Raw genomic sequence first — 15938 nt, 5'->3', positions numbered from 1 at the left:
TTATGCGAATTATTGTCATTGGCGGCGGGGCATCGGGATTTATGGCAGCCATTACAGCGGCGGAAACTTTTCCGGCTTGCAGGGTCACAATTCTCGAAAAAAGCAGGAATGTTCTGTCGAAGGTAAGGATATCAGGAGGCGGAAGGTGCAATGTCACTCACAAGCCCGCCGATCCGGGGGTGTTTTCAAAAAATTACCCGCGGGGCGCAAAATTCGTCAAAACACTGTTCGATGCTTTCGGCCCGGCCGATACCGTTGAATGGTTCACATCGCGGGGTGTAGCGCTCAAGACGGAACCCGACGGCCGTATTTTCCCCGTTTCCGACACTTCCGATACCGTTATCCGCTGCCTCGTTGAAAATGCCAGGAGAGCCGGGGTGGATATCAGAACCTCGGTCGCCGTAGATCAGATCAGGCCGGAAGGCGATCATATTAATCTAATCCTCCAGGACGGGAGCGTCCTGACCGCCGACCGGGTATTGGTTGCAACCGGGGGGACACCTAAAATCTCCGGGTTCGACTGGATTTCCGAGCATCAACATCCGATCCTTCCCCCGGTACCCTCGCTTTTCACTTTCAATACACCTGACAATTACCTCCGTGCCCTGTCGGGGATTTCGGTACCGAAAGCGGTGATAAAAATTCAAAATTCGTCACTTAAGGCGGAGGGGCCGCTCCTGATTACCCATTGGGGGTTCAGCGGCCCGGTCGTGCTGCGGCTTTCGGCCTGGGGGGCGAGAGAATTTGCCGAAAAAGATTACCTGTTTCAAATACGGATTAACTGGACCGGCGATGTCAACTTCGACGCAGCAAGGAACCATCTGATCGCGCTCAAAAACTCGTCTCCAAAGCAGCAATTATCCGCCCATGCCCAGTTCGGCATCCCGGCACGGCTTTGGCGCGCTATGGCCGAAAATGCCGGCATTACGGCACAATTAAAGCTGGCCGATACTCCGCACAAAGCAATTAACAAAATGGCGATGCTCGTAACCGATCACCCGTTCGACGTTGCCGGTAAAACTACCTTTAAGGAAGAGTTCGTTACCTGCGGCGGTGTAAGCCTGGACAGTGTCGACCCCAAAACCATGGAAAGCAGGCTCCTCAAGGGGTTGTACTTCGCCGGCGAAGTACTCGATGTAGACGGGATAACCGGCGGATTTAACTTTCAGCACGCATGGAGTACCGGCTATGCTGTGGGCAGGCACATCGGGTTGTCCCTCGCTACACCCTGACGGCAGACATTAAAACTCTACCGGGAACGGTACGGAAGCGTCGCGCTTTCATGGGTTTCAACCCCGCTTCCGCCTGCCATGCCTGCGTCTCAGCGATCGTCCAGGTACCGGAAGTACTCGTAAGGCCGAAAAAAAGACTGCTGCTGGTCCCGACCAGCCCGCTGTCTGAATCCAGCCGCGCGGGGTGAACAAATTCATTGATGACGTAAATCCCGCCCGGCTTCAGCGATGCCGCCACCTTCCGGGCAATCATCCTGTTCTCGGCCTCGCTGAAATGGTGTGCCAGACTTGACATCAGGACGAGGTCATAGCGTTTATCTTCCAACTTCACCTCCAATATATTTCCTTCCATACGGTTAAACGACTCCGGCTCCGGATGCGCTGACCACGCCCCGGGCAGGTCCAGTATGTCGGCTTCAAGCCCCGTATATTTTGATCTCAGGGCCGTTACATGAAGACCGTGGGCTCCGCCTATATCGAGCATCCTGGCCGCCCGCGCCGGTACCGGACAGCGCTTTGCAAATTCATTTACTTCGGACCTCGCTACTGCCAGCATTGCCCGCTGGTAAAGCTGCCATTCAGGTTCTTCAAAATGTTGGTGGTAGGCAATTCCCGCCCCGGTCTCCAGGTAGTTCTCGAGCTGCTCCATCCATTTCCAGACCACACGGTTGTTATAAATCAGCAAATCGGAAAGATCAGACCCGCTTCCCGTTCTCAGCCACTTCTCCGCCATCGCCGAAAGCCCGTATTTCCCTTTGTCGGCCACCAGATACCCCAGCGAAACCAAAACTCCGAGCAGCTGCCGCGCCGGCTCCGGTTTAAAGGCACAAAACTCCGAGATCTCACCCAGCGTACGACTATCTCCGGAAAGGTACCTGAATACCCCCTTGTCCGCGGCCGTCAGCACGGCTTTTGAAAGAATGGGGAACATTTGCCCGTGAAGCAAGGGCATGGGCACCCTATTCAGCAGGAGCGCCAGCCATTCTAACGGATGGGAGGGTGAGACTTTCAACTCCATAATATGCGTTTTTCCTGCAATATGGTGAAAGTTACCTTAGGCGCGCCTGCCGTTGCGTACCGGCGCGCCTAAAAAAAAGCGCCCGGCACAGATGCCGGGCGCTTTAGAAAACCGGTGAGACGCCTATTGTTTATAGGCCCGCAGCAATTCCACGAAGTTGTCGAACAGGTAATGCGAGTCGTGCGGGCCCGGCGATGCTTCCGGGTGATATTGTACCGAGAAAGCAGGCTTGTCTTTCAACCGGATGCCCTCAATGGTATTGTCGTTCAGGTTGACGTGCGTAATCTCCACGTTTTCAGCGGCTTCAACCTGGTCGGCGATGATCCCGAAACCATGATTTTGCGAGGTAATCTCGCTACGGCCGGTAATCAGGTTTTTCACCGGGTGGTTCAGCCCCCTATGGCCGTTATGCATTTTGTAGGTACCGATGCCGTTGGCGAGCGCCAATAACTGGTGCCCAAGGCAAATCCCGAACAGCGGACGGTCGGTAGCCAGCAGATCGCGGAGCGTCTGCACCGCGTAATCCATTGAAGCCGGGTCGCCCGGGCCGTTGGAGATAAAAAAGCCGTCCGGTTCCCAGCCAAGAATATCGGATGTGGAGGTTTTGGCAGGGAACACCTTGCAGAAACAGCCCCTTCTCGCCAGGTGCTTGAGAATACTCTTTTTGACACCGTAATCGAGAACTGCAACGCGCCATTTTGCCGTAGCTTCGTCACCGACAAAATAAGGTTCCTTGGTGCTTACCACAGAGGAAAGCTCCAGGCCTGCCATGGAAGGCACTTCCGCCAGTTGGTCCCGCAACACTTTTTCATCAAGGATCTCCGAAGAAATAATAGCGTTCATGGCGCCTTTTTCCCTTATATGCCGTACCAGGTGACGGGTGTCTATATCACTTATCCCGACGATGTTCGCCTTTTCAAAGTAAGCCTGGAGCGACATGTCCGCCTGCTGTCGCGAAAAAATCTCGGAGAAGGAGTTACAAACCAGGCCACTGATTTTGATAGATGCGGACTCTTCCTCCTCGTTCAGCGTCACTCCGTAATTTCCGATATGCGACGTGGTATTCACAATAATCTGGCCTGCATACGAAGGATCCGTATAGATCTCCTGGTAGCCGGTCATTCCCGTGTTGAAGCAGATTTCTCCGCCCGTAGTGCCTTTCTGACCTACATGAGAACCCCAGTAGGCTGTTCCATCCTCCAAAACCAATAACGCCTGTTTTGCTTGCGACATAATAGTATACGATGATATGCGGGAAAACCCTAGATGACCTCCGACAGCATGGAAAAAAGCACTATCGGTAAAACCGGGTGCAAAGTTGAACAAAAAAAGGGTTAAACGAAAACGTTTAACCCTACAAATTCAAGCGCTTATAGAAAGATCCTGATCTTAAGCCTCGCGGCCGCCCATCAGCTCATCCTGCCAGGTCTTAAGCTCATCCCATTTTCCTGCGGCTGCAAGCTCAGCTTGTTTAGGCCAGGTAGCAGGATCATGTGATGCAAACTGAGATCCTGCGTTGTCAAGAATCTCGCGGATTGCTTCAGGAGTAGCTTCCGAAAGCCCGGCGAAAGTAGCGATCCCGGCGGCAGTAAGTACCTCTGCAATCTTCGGACCGATCCCTTCGATTTTCTCCAGGTCGTCGGCTGCAGCCTCTCCGGCAACTCTACTTTCCACTACTTCTGCTTCTGCAACAGGAGCAGCGGCCTCGCTTCCGGTTTTCTTGGTAGTACCACCACGACGGCTACGACGAGTTTTAGCTGGTTTATCGGCGTTTGCAAGCAACAATGCATCGTTGAAGTCAACCAATTCGATAAGCGCCACTTCCGCATTATCACCAAGACGGCTTCCCAGCTTGATGATACGGGTATAACCACCCGGTCTGTTGGCAATCTTATCGGCCACCACATTGTAAAGCTCTTTAACCACATCCTTATCGTTCAGATAAGAGAATACTACCCGGCGGCTGTGAGTTGAATCATCTTTCGATTTTGTCAAAAGCGGCTCCACATACTTGCGAAGCTCCTTGGCTTTTGCAAGCGTAGTCTCGATGCGCTTGTGAATAATCAATGATCCCGCCAGGTTGGACAAGAGGGCTCTGCGGTGGGAGGAGGTCCTTCCTAAATGATTGTCTTTTTTTCCGTGTCTCATTATTGTTAAGTTTTACCGGGGCTGTCTGTTCAGTTTTTTCCCCCGGCGGTCCGTTTCGAGCAGCGAAGCTATTGACCGCGCTCCAGAAAGGTAACCTGTGAAAAATTGTTTGTTAATCTTCGTCCAGGCGATACTTGCTGACGTCCATGCCGAAGCTAAGCTGCTTGTCTTGTACCAGCTGTTCGAGCTCGGTCAATGATTTCTTTCCAAAGTTACGGAATTTCATCATATCCGAAATCTCGAGCTTAACAAGATCTCCCAGCGACCTTACGTCGGCCGACTTCAGACAGTTGTACGCACGTACCGAAAGATCGAGTTCAGCAAGCGGCGTTTTGAGTAGCTTGCGCATGCGCAGCATTTCCTCATCAACCTGATTTTCCTCTTCGGCTTTCTGCTTCTCAAACGTCATCGTCTGATCGGAGAACAGCATAAAGTGTTGAATCAGAATATTTGCGGCGCCCTTCAATGCATCTTCCGGGTGAATCGAGCCGTCTGTTTGAATATCGATCAATAACCTTTCGTAGTCAGTACGTTGTTCCACACGGGTGTTTTCAACGCTGTACTTCACGTTCTTGATCGGTGTGTAGATGGCATCCATAGCAATATGGCCAAAAGGAAGCTCCGTATTGCGCGGCTCATCTGCGGGGACATAACCCCGCCCTTTATCCAGGAACAACTCCATTTCAAACTCCTTCCTGTCATCCACGTGTGCGATAACCAAGTCAGGATTAAGCACTTCAAAAGAGCTGGTGAATTTACCAAGATCGCCCGCTGTCAGAACTGAGATGTTTTTCAGGTTAACAATGATACGGTTCTCGACCAAATCCGACACTTTCTTGAAACGAACCTGTTTCAGGTTAAGAATAATCTCCGTAACGTCTTCAACGACGCCCTCAATGGAAGAAAATTCATGAAGCACTCCGGGAAACTTAACACTCGTAATGGCATAACCCTCCAGGGACGACAGAAGAATCCGTCTCAAAGCATTACCGATCGTAACGCCATATCCCTTCTCCAAGGGTTTGAACTCAAACAACCCGTGAAAATCGTTCGCTTTTTCCATTACGACTTTATCGGGCATTTGGAATGCTAATATTGACATGGTCTATGTTCCTTTTTTTTGAGTAAATGACGATTGATCAGTCCGTCGTTACTGTTTATTGCGATCGCAAAAATGGCCCGAAGGCCAAAAACACCCGGGTGAGGACTCACCCGGGGTCTTCAATCCATATGTATTACTTAGAGTACAACTCGACGATGAGCTGCTCGTTGATATTTTCTGGTATATCAGCCCGATCAGGATAAGACACAAATTTTCCAGTCAACTCTTTACCATCCCACTCCAGCCAGTTAAAACGCTTGCTGCTATGGCCGGCAAGGCTATTGGTAATCGCTTCCAGTGACTTGGACTTCTCTCTCACCGATACAATCTGACCGGGGACAAGCGCATAGGAAGCAATGTTTACGATTTCGCCATCCACAAGGATATGCTTGTGCGAAACCAACTGGCGTGCTGCACGCCTTGAAGGTGCGATTCCCAAACGAAACACAGTGTTGTCAAGTCTGGACTCGCAAAACTTCAAAAGGTTCTCACCGGTAATTCCCGGCTTCACGTGTGCTTTGTGGAACACTTTACGGAACTGTCTTTCAAGAATACCGTAAGTGTATTTAGCCTTTTGTTTCTCTGCCAACTGAAGGGCATACTCGGACTTCTTTCCTCTACGTCCTTTCCCGTGCATTCCGGGAGGGTAAGCTTTTTTAGCAACAGTTTTATTGGCGCCTAAAATCGGTTCTCCGAATTTCCTGCCAATCTTTGCCTTTGGACCTGTATAACGTGCCATTTATTATTGATTAGAATTAAACACTGCCATTCGTTAGCCCCAAGTTCCTAAACTAAGAATGAGACAGCGTCATGAAAAAAAATTAAACTCTTCTACGTTTCGGAGGACGGCAACCGTTGTGCGGAAGCGGCGTGATATCACGAATCGTGGTTACTTCAATACCTGAGTTCTGGATCGTACGGATCGCCGACTCTCTTCCTGACCCCGGGCCTTTCACGAAAACTTCCGCCTTCCGCATGCCAAGGTCATAAGCCACCTGGGCAGCTGACTGAGCGGCAGTCTGGGCAGCATAAGGGGTGTTTTTCTTCGACCCTCTGAAACCCATTTTACCTGCAGAACCCCAGGAAATCACTTGCCCGGATGAGTTCGTGATCGAGATAATAATGTTGTTAAAAGAAGCTTTGATGTGCACCTGACCAACAGGTTCCACCACCACTACTCTTTTTTTGGCTTTGTCTTTTCTTTTGTTTTGTGCCATCTCAAACCCCTGAAACGGGGAAATTTAATTTAGATAATCTGTGCTACAGGTTACTTACCAACCTTTTTCTTGTTGGCTACGGTCTTCCGTTTCCCTTTACGGGTCCTTGAGTTATTCTTCGTTTTCTGTCCACGCAAAGGAAGACCTTTCCGGTGGCGGATCCCCCTGTAACAGGCGATGTCCATCAGACGCTTGATACTCAATTGAACTTCAGATTTCAGAACCCCCTCGACTTTGAAATCGCTAGCGATAATCGAACGGATGGCTCCTGATTCCTCGTCATTCCAGTCGCTGACCTTTTTGTTTACATCAACACCGGCTTGTTCGAGAATTTTTTTGGCCGAGCTACGACCAATTCCATAGATATAAGTTAACCCAATTTCTCCCCTTTTTTTGTCAGGGATGTCTACACCAGCTATACGTGCCATAATTGATTTTTATCCTTGTCTTTGTTTATATCTTGGATTTTTTTTGTTGATCACATAGATCTTGCCCTTGCGCCTGATCACCTTGCAATCAACGCTACGTTTCTTTACAGATGCTTTAACTTTCATTGTTATTAATATTTACACTTGTTCTTCCAATTCAACTCCAAATTACCGGGACCTACTTGTACCGGTATACAATCCTCGCCTTAGAGAGATCATAAGGGGACATCTCCAATTTTACTCTGTCACCGGGTAAAATCTTGATATAATGCATACGCATTTTACCGGAAATGTGCGCGATTACCTCGTGCTTGTTCTCCAGCTGAACCCGAAACATCGCATTGGACAATGCTTCCACAATTACTCCGTCTTGCTCTATCGACGCCTGTTTTGCCATTTATTCTTATTGATTGACTACAACATTAAGCATTCACCATCAGGCTGCTGTTTGCCGTCACCTCCTCGATATACTGGAAGGTCGTCAAAATCTCAGCATGGGTCTTTCCAACTGCTACTGTATGCTCGAAATGAGCTGAAGGCTTCCGGTCCGTAGTCCGGATCGTCCAGCCATCCGCTTCCTGCACAATACCCCGCTTACCGAGATTGATCATAGGCTCAATTGCGATCACCATTCCGGTCTTTAACGCAACACCTTTTCCTTTGGCACCATAGTTCGGCACTTCCGGCCCCTCGTGCAGTTCCCTGCCTACCCCGTGCCCCACAAGCTCACGCACCACCGAGTAACCCAACCGCTCCACATGTGACTGGATTGCATAGCTCAAGTCGCCCATACGGAAACCCTCGCGCGCTTTCTCAATACCCAGGTAAAGCGATTTCTTGGTAGCAGCCAGGAGGCCCATCACTTCCGGCGCAACTTCACCCACGGGATAAGTATAGGCGCTGTCGCTATGATAGCCTTTCAATTTAACGCCACAATCAATCGAGATAATGTCCCCGTCGCGAAGCGTATAATTTCCGGGCAGGCCGTGAACCACCACCTCGTTTACCGAAATACACAACGAGCCGGGAAAGCTGGGGACACCGCGGCCGGAGCCTGGAACCCCCTTAAACGAAGGAATTCCGCCGTTGTCGCGGATATATCCTTCTGCTATTTTGTCCAACTGGGCCGTTGACACGCCCGGCTTAATCCACTTGGCAACTTCTGCATGCGCTTTACCCAAAATCTGACCGCTCGCCTTGATCAGGTCTATTTCTTCTTCCGATTTCAGGTAAATCATACGCAAATTTCTTCTCTTGTACTAAACGCTATCAGGCAGGTAAAGCGGTCGAACGCCCTTGAACCCTTCCTGATTTCATCAATCCTTCGTAACGCCGCATCAGAAGATAACTTTCTACCTGCTGGAGCGTATCCAAAACAACACCCACCATAATCAGCAATGACGTTCCCCCAAAGAACTGGGCAAAAGCGGACGTAACACCGAACAGGCTTGCAATAGCAGGCAGGATGGCAACCGCCGCAAGGAGGATCGCTCCCGGGAAGGTAATATGATCCAATACGCTGCTGATATAGTCGGAAGTGTCTTTCCCTGGCTTAACACCGGGAATGAAACCACCACCCCGCTTCATCTCGTCGGCAATCTGCACCGGGTTGACTGAAATAGCTGTGTAGAAAAAAGTAAACACCAGAATCAGCACCCCGAACAACACGTTGTATTGCCACGATGTGTAATTTGAAAAGGTAGATGCAATGCTTCCTGCCAGGTCGCTTTTCTCTGCAAAGAAGGACGCAACCGTAGACGGGATAAACATCAATGCCTGCGCAAAAATAATGGGCATAACACCGGCTGCATTGATCTTCAGCGGAAGGTACTGCCTCTGACCCACAGCCGCGCCGCGGGTACCTACTACCTGTTTCGCATACTGGATAGGAATTTTGCGAACCGCGCGTGTCAACGCAACGGCCCCCATCACTACGAAGTACAACGCCACCAGGGTAAGTACGAAAAGCAATACGCCACCGCCACCCCGCGAGTCAGCTTCCTGGAGGATAGCTGCCGGGAAGCGTGAAACGATACCGATCATAATCAGCATCGAAATTCCGTTCCCGATACCCTTATCCGTAATCCGCTCGCCCAACCACATACAGAACATAGTTCCGGCGGTAAGCACAATAACGGAGATAGTCGTAAACTGGATACGGGAGACGATCAGTGCTTCGTTGGGGATAGTAGTATTCAGATAAGTCAGCGACTGAGCAACCGTTACGAAAATGGTTAGAACCCTCGTAATCTGGTTGAGTTTTTTACGCCCCGATTCGCCTTCCTTCTGCATTTTCTGGAAGTACGGTAATGCCATTGTCAAAAGCTGGATCGCAATTGACGCTGAGATATAGGGCATGATACCGAGTGCAAAAATAGAAGCCTTGCTGAAGGCGCCGCCAGAAAACACATCCAACAAACCCAAAAGGCCATCCGTAGCCACGTCAAGCCTTGACGGGTCAACCCCGGGCAACGCCACATACGAGCCTAACCGGAAGATAGCTATAAATAACAAAGTGTTGAGGATACGAGTCCTCAACTCTTCGATAGAAAAGATGTTCTTAACAGTTTCGATGAATCGTTTCATTCTTCAAAGAATAAACCTGAGCGGACGCCGGCTGAATTATGCCCTTACTTCCGGAATGGTTAAAGTTTAATTGCCTTGCCTCCGGCGCTCTCGATAGAAGCAACCGCTGCTGCCGAGAAACCATGGGCAGAAACCTCCAGCGCAGCCGATACAGTACCGCGGTTCAATATCTTCACCAGATCATGCTTTCCAACGATGCCGTTTTCAAACAACAGGTTAAAGTCAATTACCGTAGCGCCTGTTTTTTCGGCTACCGACTGCACGGTATCCAGATTAATCGCCTTGTAGGCAACGCGGGTCGGGTTTTTAAATCCGAACTTCGGAACGCGACGCTGCAAAGGCATCTGACCACCTTCGAAACCTTTCTTCGCGCTGTATCCTGACCGCGACTGGGCACCTTTGTGACCACGGGTGGCGGTACCACCGCGTCCGGAGCCCTGGCCGCGCCCAACTCTTTTATTGTCTCTCACCGACCCTTCAGCCGGTTTCAATGAACTTAGCTTCATTTTCGATAGAACTTAAATATTCTCTACTTTAACCAAGTGGCTCACCTTGCGGATCGCCCCATCCAAACACGCATCCTGCTCTTTTTCAACAGAACGGTTGATTTTACCAAGTCCCAGGGATTTAATAATCCGCTTTTGATTCTCCGGGCGCTTGATGGTACTTTTAACCTGAGTAATACGAATTTTCGCCATTTTATTTTCGGTTACGTTCAATGCGGGTAACGATTACCCGTTGAACACTTTATCCAATTTCACCCGACGCTGCATGGCCACCTGATGAGGGGCACGCATCTTCAAAAGCGCATCAAAAGTAGCCTTCACCACGTTGTGCGGGTTAGAAGAACCCTTAGACTTGGCAAGTACGTCACTGATTCCGGCTGCCTCCAGGACCGCACGCATAGCGCCGCCTGCAAGTACACCCGTACCGGCTGCTGCCGGCTTGATAAGTACGAAACCGCCGCCGAATTTACCTTCCTGCGGGTGAGGAACCGTAGTTCTCACCATCGGAATGCTGATCAGGTTCTTTTTCGCATCGTCGATACCTTTCGCAATGGCGTCGGTAACTTCATTGGCTTTGCCGAGGCCGTAACCTACTACACCCTTGCCGTCGCCGACCACTACTACTGCTGAGAAGCTGAAACGACGACCACCTTTCACTACTTTAGCTACGCGATTGATGGCAACTACCCGCTCTTTAAGTTCTGCTTCGTTGACCTTAGAAGGCCTTGATTGATTCAACATCTTGAGAAAATCTTAAAATTGTAGGCCTCCCTCACGAGCTCCGTCGGCCAATGCTTTAACTTTACCATGGTACAAGTAGCCGTTACGGTCAAACACAACCTTTGTAACGCCCGCCTCTTTCGCTCTTTCAGCAAGCTTCTTGCCTACTTCAGCAGCAGCCGACGTATTGGTGTTCAAACGTGCTCCTTCGCCGAGCTCCTTTGATGATGCGCTGGCGACTGTAACCCCACGCTCATCATCGATTACCTGCGCATAGATGGTCGTATTGGAACGAAACACTGACAGTCTTGCACGCTCAGCTGTTCCGGATACCTTCTTGCGGATATGATACTTGAGGCGTTGCCTCCTATCCATCTTCTTTGACATATGCTTATATGTTTCTTCTTATCTCAATTACTTCTTCGCAGAAGTTTTACCAGCCTTACGACGTACCTGCTCGCCAATAAAGCGAACCCCTTTGCCTTTGTAAGGCTCAACTTTTCTCAGGGAGCGAATCTTAGCGGATACAAGCCCGATAAGCTCCTTGTCGATCCCTTCGAGGAAAATCTTAGGATTCTGTCCTTTTTCTGTCAGGGTCGTCACTTTAATTTCCTCGGGCACTGCCAGGAAAATCGAGTGTGAATAACCAAGGCTAAGCTCCAGGACATTATTGTTTGCGTTGGCCCTGTAACCTACCCCAACCAATTCGAGCTCACGGCGGTAGCCGGCGCTAACGCCGATTACCATGTTGTTCACCAGAGCGCGGTACAGACCGTGAAGCGCCTTGTGGCGTTTCTGGTCAGTAGGACGCACTACGGACAAATTCGCACCTTCCTGCTCGATTGTAATATCGCGGTCGAGTTTCTGGGTAAGCGACCCTTTCGGTCCCTTCACCGTTACCTCGTTCTTATCGGAAACCGAAACCGTTACCCCGGCCGGCACCTCTATAATTTTATTTCCTATTCGTGACATTTTTCTCTTAGGTTAGTACGATTAGTACACGAAACATAAAACCTCACCCCCTACATTCAGGGCGCGTGCCTGCTTGTCGGTGATTACACCTTTGGGTGTTGACAAGATCGCAGTACCCAAACCGTTCAACACGCGTGGCAGACTTTCAACGCCCGTATACTTACGCAGACCAGGCTTGCTGATGCGCTCAAGCTTAACGATTGCCGGCTGTTTTGTCAGCGGGTTGTATTTAAGAGCAATCTTTATAGTTCCTTGATAACCAGTATCTTCGAACTTGTAATTTTGAATATACCCTTGATCAAAAAGCACTTTCGTGATTTCTTTCTTTATATTGGATGCAGGTATCTCAACAATCCTGTGCCGCGCCTTTATGGCGTTTCTGATGCGTGTCAGATAATCTGCTATGGGATCCGTTACCATTTATTTTGACTCGTTTAAGCACACCTCGAAAAAGGAGTGCAAAGTTAAGTAATTGAAATCAAACTTCAAAAGCTCTTACCAGCTCGATTTTGTAATACCTGGTATCTTACCCTCCGAGGCCATTTCTCTGAACACGACCCGACAGATACCAAACTTACGCATATAGCCCCTGGGGCGGCCCGTAATCTTGCAACGGTTATGTAGACGTACCGGAGAGGCATTACGAGGAAGTTTATCCAAACCAACCCAATCACCAGCCTCCTTTAGCTTAGCACGCTTCTCGGCATATTTGGCAACCAAATGCCGTCTTTTCCTTTCCCGTGCCTTAATAGATTCCTTTGCCATTTATGTAATTGCTTTCCGTTATTTGTTCAAATTGCTAAAAGGCATTCCCAAGTTCTTGAGTAGCTCGTACGCCTCTTCATCAGTTTTCGCGGTAGTAACGAAGGTGATGTCCATCCCGGTGATCTTATTGACCTTGTCAATGCTGATCTCAGGGAAGATGATCTGCTCGGTAACACCAAGCGTATAGTTACCCCGGCCGTCAAAACCTTTTTCGCTCACGCCTTTGAAGTCACGTACCCGCGGAAGGGCAATAGCCACCAACCGGTCAAGAAATTCGTACATCATTGCGCTACGCAAGGTCACCTTTGCCCCGATAGGCATTTTCTCCCGCAGTTTGAAGTTAGAAACCGACTTCTTAGAAAGTGTTGCGATCGCTTTCTGACCCGTAATAAGGCCAAGCTCTTCCACTCCTACGTCTACCAGCTTCTTGTCTGCTACCGCAGCGCCGATACCTTTGTTAATGACGATTTTCGTCAATTTAGGCACCTCCATTACCGACTTGTACTGGAACTTTTCTCTCAGGCTCCCTACAATGTCCTTGTTATAAACCTCTTTTAATCTCGGTGTTGACATGCTTTTTTATTAGATTAAAGTGGATTACCGACCCACTTATTCAGATACTTACTGTCCGGAAAAGCTCAGATAAAATCTCCGCTTTTCTTGGAATAGCGCTGGAGCTTGCCTTTGTCATTCAGCTTGCGGCCGATACGTGTAGCTTCTCCTGTTTTGGGATCGACAACCTGGAGGTTGCTGATATGAATCCCGGCTTCGCGCTTCTCAATGCTTCCCTGGGGATTCTGTGCATTGGGCTTAAGGTGCTTGGTAACCAAGTTGACACCTTCCACTACCGCGCGGTCTTTGTCTGTAATAACAGCTACCACTTTACCGGTCTTTCCTTTCGAGTTACCAGCGATTACCTTAACTGTATCGCCGGTACGCAGATGCCGTTTTGCAGAAGCTTTCTGATTATTTGCCATGTTCTTTTTGTCTTGGAATATCCCCCAGGTAAACCATTTGTCCAACGGCTCACCGGCGGGGTATTGGATTAGATAACCTCTGGAGCAAGAGAAATAATCTTCATCATCTGCTTCTCCCGCAGTTCACGGGCAACAGGGCCGAAGATGCGGCTTCCTCTTGGCTCGTCATTGTTGTTCAACAACACCGCAGCGTTGTCTTCGAACCGGATATAGCTCCCGTCTTTGCGGCGAACCTCCTTCTTTGTACGTACAACTACCGCTTTGGAAACTGTTCCTTTCTTCATGCTGCTGGAAGAAAGTGCAGACTTTACGGTCACTACGATTTTATCACCAATAGAAGCGTAACGCTTACCGGTTCCACCAAGAACACGGATCACCAAAACTTCCTTGGCACCACTGTTGTCAGCAACAGATAGCCTTGATTCCTGCTGTACCATTTATCTATTTCGCTTTTTCTACTATTTCAACTAATCTCCACCGCTTGGATTTGCTCAAAGGGCGGGTTTCCATGATCCGTACCACGTCGCCGATACCGGCAGTGTTCCCCTCATCGTGAGCTACCAGACGCGTACTTCTTTTCATAAACTTCCCGTAAAACGGGTGCTTAATTCTACGCTCCACAGAAACGATGATGGATTTCTCCATTTTATCGCTGACCACCCGGCCAGTTCTTTCCTTTCTCAGGTTTCTTGATTCTACTTCAGCCATGTCTTGGATTATTTGGCGTTTTTCTTAATAGTTGCTTCAGTCATCAGACGTGCGATATGCTTCCGCGACGCTTTGATTCTGAGCGGATTTTCGATAGGAGAAACCGCATTAGCAAACTTAAGTTTAAGCAATCGCGTCCTCTCTTCGGCAACCTGGGCCTGGATCTCCTCCAGGCTAAGTCCTTTAATTTCCTGCTTTTTCATCTTGTTCCTTTCCGATTAGATTTGTCCTTCAAAAGCGCTCCTATTCCTGATAGTCGCGTCTTACAATGAACTTGGTTTTAAGTGGCAATTTCTGAGCAGCCAAAGCCAGCGCACCGTTGGCCAAATCCAGGGGAACACCACCTGCTTCGAACAGGATAGTACCAGGCTTCACCTGTGCCACCCAATACTCTGGAGCACCTTTACCTTTACCCATCCGAACTTCAGCAGGCTTCTTGGTGATAGGCTTGTCAGGAAAAATCCGGATCCAAACCTGTCCTTCTCTTTTCATCGCCCGTGTAACAGAAATACGGGCTGCTTCTATCTGGCGTGCTGTAATCCAGCCGGACTCCAGTGATTTAATTGCAAATGAACCGAAAGCGATCTGGTGGCCGCGTGATGCGATGCCACTGAAACTGCCTTTGAGTTTCTGCTGCTTTCTGAATTTGGTTCTTCTAGGTTGTAACATAATCTAGATGATTACTCCTGCACAAAACTTACAGGAAGATTCTTTCTTTATTTCCTTTTGTTACGGTTTCCACCGGCTGCGCCGCCACCGCCTCTCCTGTTGTTCCGATCACCGCCGCCACCGCCGCGTCTGTCGTCACCGCCTCTGCCGCCACGTCGTTCGCCTCTGCCGCCGCGATCTTCACCGCCGCCGCCGCGCTCGAAACGATCGCCGCTACGTTCTGTTGCCGCTGTCAAAGCGCTCGGTGTAAGGTCACGCTTGCCATAAAGCTCGCCTTTGAACACCCATACTTTGATACCGATTTTACCGTATACAGTTTGTGCCTCGGAGATTGCATAGTCAATGTCAGCACGGAGGGTATGCAAAGGAACACGTCCTTCCTTGTACTCTTCCGTACGTGCCATTTCCGCACCGCCAAGACGGCCGGAGCAACGTACCTTGATACCGAGCGCACCCACACGCATTGCCGAGGCAATTGCCTGCTTCATAGCACGACGGTAAGAGATCCTTGCTTCCAATTGCTGTGCAATGGTCTCACCTACCAGCTTCGCATCGATTTCAGGCCTTTTGATCTCATAGATATTGATCTGGACATCCTTGCCTGTGATGCTCTTCAACTCTTCTTTGATCTTATCAACTTCCGAGCCGCCTTTCCCGATTACGATACCCGGACGAGCCGTATGAATCGTAAGCGTAATGCGCTTCAGCGTCCGCTCGATGACCACCCGGGAAATTGCTCCCTTAGGTATACGAGCACTCATATACTTGCGGATCTTGTCGTCTTCAACCAGCTTATCGGAAAAATCTTTCTCTCCATACCAGCTGGAATCCCATCCTTTTACGATTCCAAGCCTCAGACCAATTGGGTTAACCTTTTGTCCCATTCAATT

The 15938-nt window shown here is 49.5% G+C and carries 26 protein-coding genes; 1 reads left to right on the top strand and 25 read right to left on the bottom strand.

Translation table 11 applies throughout. The features are described 5' to 3' along the window. Positions 1–2 precede the first annotated feature (2 nt). Positions 3–1232, top strand: a complete 1230-nt coding sequence (locus ABD852_RS20740) for a BaiN/RdsA family NAD(P)/FAD-dependent oxidoreductase (RefSeq protein WP_345032431.1) — start codon at positions 3–5, stop codon at positions 1230–1232. Here ABD852_RS20740 and ABD852_RS20735 read toward each other — a convergent pair. The 25 genes from ABD852_RS20735 to rpsC all read right to left on the bottom strand — a co-directional run bounded on the left by ABD852_RS20735 (position 1222) and on the right by rpsC (position 15932). Next, positions 1222–2250: a methyltransferase gene (locus ABD852_RS20735; RefSeq protein WP_345032430.1), complete on the bottom strand. Its 1029-nt coding sequence runs from the start codon at positions 2248–2250 to the stop codon at positions 1222–1224. The genes ABD852_RS20740 and ABD852_RS20735 overlap by 11 nt on opposite strands. Before the next feature lie 123 nt (positions 2251–2373). Further along, positions 2374–3483, bottom strand: a complete 1110-nt coding sequence (carA, locus tag ABD852_RS20730) for a glutamine-hydrolyzing carbamoyl-phosphate synthase small subunit (protein ID WP_345032429.1) — start codon at positions 3481–3483, stop codon at positions 2374–2376. A 156-nt stretch (positions 3484–3639) separates the two neighbouring features. Further along, positions 3640–4398, bottom strand: coding sequence for a 50S ribosomal protein L17 (rplQ, locus tag ABD852_RS20725; protein WP_345032428.1), 759 nt, complete (start codon positions 4396–4398; stop codon positions 3640–3642). A 112-nt stretch (positions 4399–4510) separates the two neighbouring features. Continuing rightward, complete coding sequence (locus tag ABD852_RS20720) at positions 4511–5500, bottom strand: DNA-directed RNA polymerase subunit alpha (protein WP_345032427.1); 990 nt, start codon at positions 5498–5500, stop codon at positions 4511–4513. A 133-nt stretch (positions 5501–5633) separates the two neighbouring features. After that, positions 5634–6239: a 30S ribosomal protein S4 gene (gene rpsD / locus ABD852_RS20715; RefSeq protein WP_345032426.1), complete on the bottom strand. Its 606-nt coding sequence runs from the start codon at positions 6237–6239 to the stop codon at positions 5634–5636. 82 nt (positions 6240–6321) lie between these two features. After that, entirely contained in the window at positions 6322–6717 is a 396-nt protein-coding gene (rpsK, locus tag ABD852_RS20710; RefSeq protein WP_345032424.1) for a 30S ribosomal protein S11, read from the bottom strand. Between the two features lie 50 nt (positions 6718–6767). Next, a complete protein-coding gene (rpsM, locus tag ABD852_RS20705) occupies positions 6768–7145 on the bottom strand; it encodes a 30S ribosomal protein S13 (protein ID WP_345032422.1) in 378 nt (125 codons plus the stop codon). Positions 7146–7154: 9 nt separating this feature from the next. Then, positions 7155–7271 carry a 50S ribosomal protein L36 gene (gene rpmJ, locus ABD852_RS20700; RefSeq protein ID WP_084299511.1) on the bottom strand — a complete coding sequence of 39 codons (117 nt, stop codon included), beginning with the start codon at positions 7269–7271 and terminating at the stop codon, positions 7155–7157. A 52-nt stretch (positions 7272–7323) separates the two neighbouring features. Beyond that, a complete protein-coding gene (gene infA, locus ABD852_RS20695) occupies positions 7324–7542 on the bottom strand; it encodes a translation initiation factor IF-1 (protein WP_207504242.1) in 219 nt (72 codons plus the stop codon). Between the two features lie 25 nt (positions 7543–7567). After that, entirely contained in the window at positions 7568–8383 is an 816-nt protein-coding gene (gene map / locus ABD852_RS20690) for a type I methionyl aminopeptidase (protein WP_345032414.1), read from the bottom strand. A 31-nt stretch (positions 8384–8414) separates the two neighbouring features. After that, a complete protein-coding gene (secY, locus tag ABD852_RS20685) occupies positions 8415–9731 on the bottom strand; it encodes a preprotein translocase subunit SecY (RefSeq protein ID WP_345032412.1) in 1317 nt (438 codons plus the stop codon). 59 nt (positions 9732–9790) lie between these two features. Then, entirely contained in the window at positions 9791–10237 is a 447-nt protein-coding gene (rplO, locus tag ABD852_RS20680) for a 50S ribosomal protein L15 (RefSeq protein ID WP_345032409.1), read from the bottom strand. Positions 10238–10249: 12 nt separating this feature from the next. After that, a complete protein-coding gene (rpmD, locus tag ABD852_RS20675) occupies positions 10250–10429 on the bottom strand; it encodes a 50S ribosomal protein L30 (protein ID WP_345032406.1) in 180 nt (59 codons plus the stop codon). Positions 10430–10462: 33 nt separating this feature from the next. Further along, complete coding sequence (gene rpsE, locus ABD852_RS20670) at positions 10463–10978, bottom strand: 30S ribosomal protein S5 (protein WP_345032403.1); 516 nt, start codon at positions 10976–10978, stop codon at positions 10463–10465. Positions 10979–10990: 12 nt separating this feature from the next. After that, the gene (gene rplR, locus ABD852_RS20665; protein ID WP_345032400.1) at positions 10991–11344 is read right to left on the bottom strand and encodes a 50S ribosomal protein L18; all 354 of its coding nucleotides are present in this window, start codon (positions 11342–11344) and stop codon (positions 10991–10993) included. Positions 11345–11371: 27 nt separating this feature from the next. Then, positions 11372–11929: a 50S ribosomal protein L6 gene (rplF, locus tag ABD852_RS20660; RefSeq protein WP_345032397.1), complete on the bottom strand. Its 558-nt coding sequence runs from the start codon at positions 11927–11929 to the stop codon at positions 11372–11374. 21 nt (positions 11930–11950) lie between these two features. Continuing rightward, positions 11951–12349: a 30S ribosomal protein S8 gene (rpsH, locus tag ABD852_RS20655; RefSeq protein ID WP_345032394.1), complete on the bottom strand. Its 399-nt coding sequence runs from the start codon at positions 12347–12349 to the stop codon at positions 11951–11953. Between the two features lie 75 nt (positions 12350–12424). Next, on the bottom strand, positions 12425–12694 hold the full coding sequence (rpsN, locus tag ABD852_RS20650; RefSeq protein ID WP_345032391.1) for a 30S ribosomal protein S14: 270 nt from the start codon (positions 12692–12694) through the stop codon (positions 12425–12427). Between the two features lie 18 nt (positions 12695–12712). Continuing rightward, positions 12713–13267, bottom strand: coding sequence for a 50S ribosomal protein L5 (rplE, locus tag ABD852_RS20645; RefSeq protein ID WP_345032388.1), 555 nt, complete (start codon positions 13265–13267; stop codon positions 12713–12715). Between the two features lie 65 nt (positions 13268–13332). Next, on the bottom strand, positions 13333–13671 hold the full coding sequence (rplX, locus tag ABD852_RS20640; protein WP_345032386.1) for a 50S ribosomal protein L24: 339 nt from the start codon (positions 13669–13671) through the stop codon (positions 13333–13335). Positions 13672–13739: 68 nt separating this feature from the next. Next, the gene (gene rplN, locus ABD852_RS20635) at positions 13740–14108 is read right to left on the bottom strand and encodes a 50S ribosomal protein L14 (RefSeq protein ID WP_345032385.1); all 369 of its coding nucleotides are present in this window, start codon (positions 14106–14108) and stop codon (positions 13740–13742) included. 4 nt (positions 14109–14112) lie between these two features. Further along, complete coding sequence (gene rpsQ / locus ABD852_RS20630) at positions 14113–14379, bottom strand: 30S ribosomal protein S17 (protein ID WP_345032383.1); 267 nt, start codon at positions 14377–14379, stop codon at positions 14113–14115. 8 nt (positions 14380–14387) lie between these two features. After that, complete coding sequence (gene rpmC, locus ABD852_RS20625) at positions 14388–14582, bottom strand: 50S ribosomal protein L29 (RefSeq protein WP_345032381.1); 195 nt, start codon at positions 14580–14582, stop codon at positions 14388–14390. 40 nt (positions 14583–14622) lie between these two features. Then, positions 14623–15048, bottom strand: a complete 426-nt coding sequence (gene rplP / locus ABD852_RS20620) for a 50S ribosomal protein L16 (protein ID WP_345032379.1) — start codon at positions 15046–15048, stop codon at positions 14623–14625. Positions 15049–15095: 47 nt separating this feature from the next. After that, positions 15096–15932, bottom strand: a complete 837-nt coding sequence (gene rpsC / locus ABD852_RS20615; RefSeq protein WP_345032377.1) for a 30S ribosomal protein S3 — start codon at positions 15930–15932, stop codon at positions 15096–15098. Positions 15933–15938: the final 6 nt, after the last annotated feature.

The organism is Ravibacter arvi, from assembly GCF_039540405.1.
GTDB lineage: Bacteria > Bacteroidota > Bacteroidia > Cytophagales > Spirosomataceae > Ravibacter > Ravibacter arvi.
The sequence above is the reverse complement of the archived record's forward strand: the minus strand, read 5'-3'. Positions and strand labels throughout refer to the sequence as shown.

Excerpts from the sequence above, each read along its gene's own strand:
- ABD852_RS20740 (WP_345032431.1), top strand. The coding sequence starts at position 3 with ATGCGAATTATTGTCATTGGCGGCGGGGCATCGGGATTTATGGCAGCC.
- ABD852_RS20735 (WP_345032430.1), bottom strand. The coding sequence starts at position 2,250 with ATGGAGTTGAAAGTCTCACCCTCCCATCCGTTAGAATGGCTGGCGCTC.
- carA (WP_345032429.1), bottom strand. The coding sequence starts at position 3,483 with ATGTCGCAAGCAAAACAGGCGTTATTGGTTTTGGAGGATGGAACAGCC.
- rplQ (WP_345032428.1), bottom strand. The coding sequence starts at position 4,398 with ATGAGACACGGAAAAAAAGACAATCATTTAGGAAGGACCTCCTCCCAC.
- ABD852_RS20720 (WP_345032427.1), bottom strand. The coding sequence starts at position 5,500 with ATGTCAATATTAGCATTCCAAATGCCCGATAAAGTCGTAATGGAAAAA.
- rpsD (WP_345032426.1), bottom strand. The coding sequence starts at position 6,239 with ATGGCACGTTATACAGGTCCAAAGGCAAAGATTGGCAGGAAATTCGGA.
- rpsK (WP_345032424.1), bottom strand. The coding sequence starts at position 6,717 with ATGGCACAAAACAAAAGAAAAGACAAAGCCAAAAAAAGAGTAGTGGTG.
- rpsM (WP_345032422.1), bottom strand. The coding sequence starts at position 7,145 with ATGGCACGTATAGCTGGTGTAGACATCCCTGACAAAAAAAGGGGAGAA.
- rpmJ (WP_084299511.1), bottom strand. The coding sequence starts at position 7,271 with ATGAAAGTTAAAGCATCTGTAAAGAAACGTAGCGTTGATTGCAAGGTG.
- infA (WP_207504242.1), bottom strand. The coding sequence starts at position 7,542 with ATGGCAAAACAGGCGTCGATAGAGCAAGACGGAGTAATTGTGGAAGCA.
- map (WP_345032414.1), bottom strand. The coding sequence starts at position 8,383 with ATGATTTACCTGAAATCGGAAGAAGAAATAGACCTGATCAAGGCGAGC.
- secY (WP_345032412.1), bottom strand. The coding sequence starts at position 9,731 with ATGAAACGATTCATCGAAACTGTTAAGAACATCTTTTCTATCGAAGAG.
- rplO (WP_345032409.1), bottom strand. The coding sequence starts at position 10,237 with ATGAAGCTAAGTTCATTGAAACCGGCTGAAGGGTCGGTGAGAGACAAT.
- rpmD (WP_345032406.1), bottom strand. The coding sequence starts at position 10,429 with ATGGCGAAAATTCGTATTACTCAGGTTAAAAGTACCATCAAGCGCCCG.
- rpsE (WP_345032403.1), bottom strand. The coding sequence starts at position 10,978 with ATGTTGAATCAATCAAGGCCTTCTAAGGTCAACGAAGCAGAACTTAAA.
- rplR (WP_345032400.1), bottom strand. The coding sequence starts at position 11,344 with ATGTCAAAGAAGATGGATAGGAGGCAACGCCTCAAGTATCATATCCGC.
- rplF (WP_345032397.1), bottom strand. The coding sequence starts at position 11,929 with ATGTCACGAATAGGAAATAAAATTATAGAGGTGCCGGCCGGGGTAACG.
- rpsH (WP_345032394.1), bottom strand. The coding sequence starts at position 12,349 with ATGGTAACGGATCCCATAGCAGATTATCTGACACGCATCAGAAACGCC.
- rpsN (WP_345032391.1), bottom strand. The coding sequence starts at position 12,694 with ATGGCAAAGGAATCTATTAAGGCACGGGAAAGGAAAAGACGGCATTTG.
- rplE (WP_345032388.1), bottom strand. The coding sequence starts at position 13,267 with ATGTCAACACCGAGATTAAAAGAGGTTTATAACAAGGACATTGTAGGG.
- rplX (WP_345032386.1), bottom strand. The coding sequence starts at position 13,671 with ATGGCAAATAATCAGAAAGCTTCTGCAAAACGGCATCTGCGTACCGGC.
- rplN (WP_345032385.1), bottom strand. The coding sequence starts at position 14,108 with ATGGTACAGCAGGAATCAAGGCTATCTGTTGCTGACAACAGTGGTGCC.
- rpsQ (WP_345032383.1), bottom strand. The coding sequence starts at position 14,379 with ATGGCTGAAGTAGAATCAAGAAACCTGAGAAAGGAAAGAACTGGCCGG.
- rpmC (WP_345032381.1), bottom strand. The coding sequence starts at position 14,582 with ATGAAAAAGCAGGAAATTAAAGGACTTAGCCTGGAGGAGATCCAGGCC.
- rplP (WP_345032379.1), bottom strand. The coding sequence starts at position 15,048 with ATGTTACAACCTAGAAGAACCAAATTCAGAAAGCAGCAGAAACTCAAA.
- rpsC (WP_345032377.1), bottom strand. The coding sequence starts at position 15,932 with ATGGGACAAAAGGTTAACCCAATTGGTCTGAGGCTTGGAATCGTAAAA.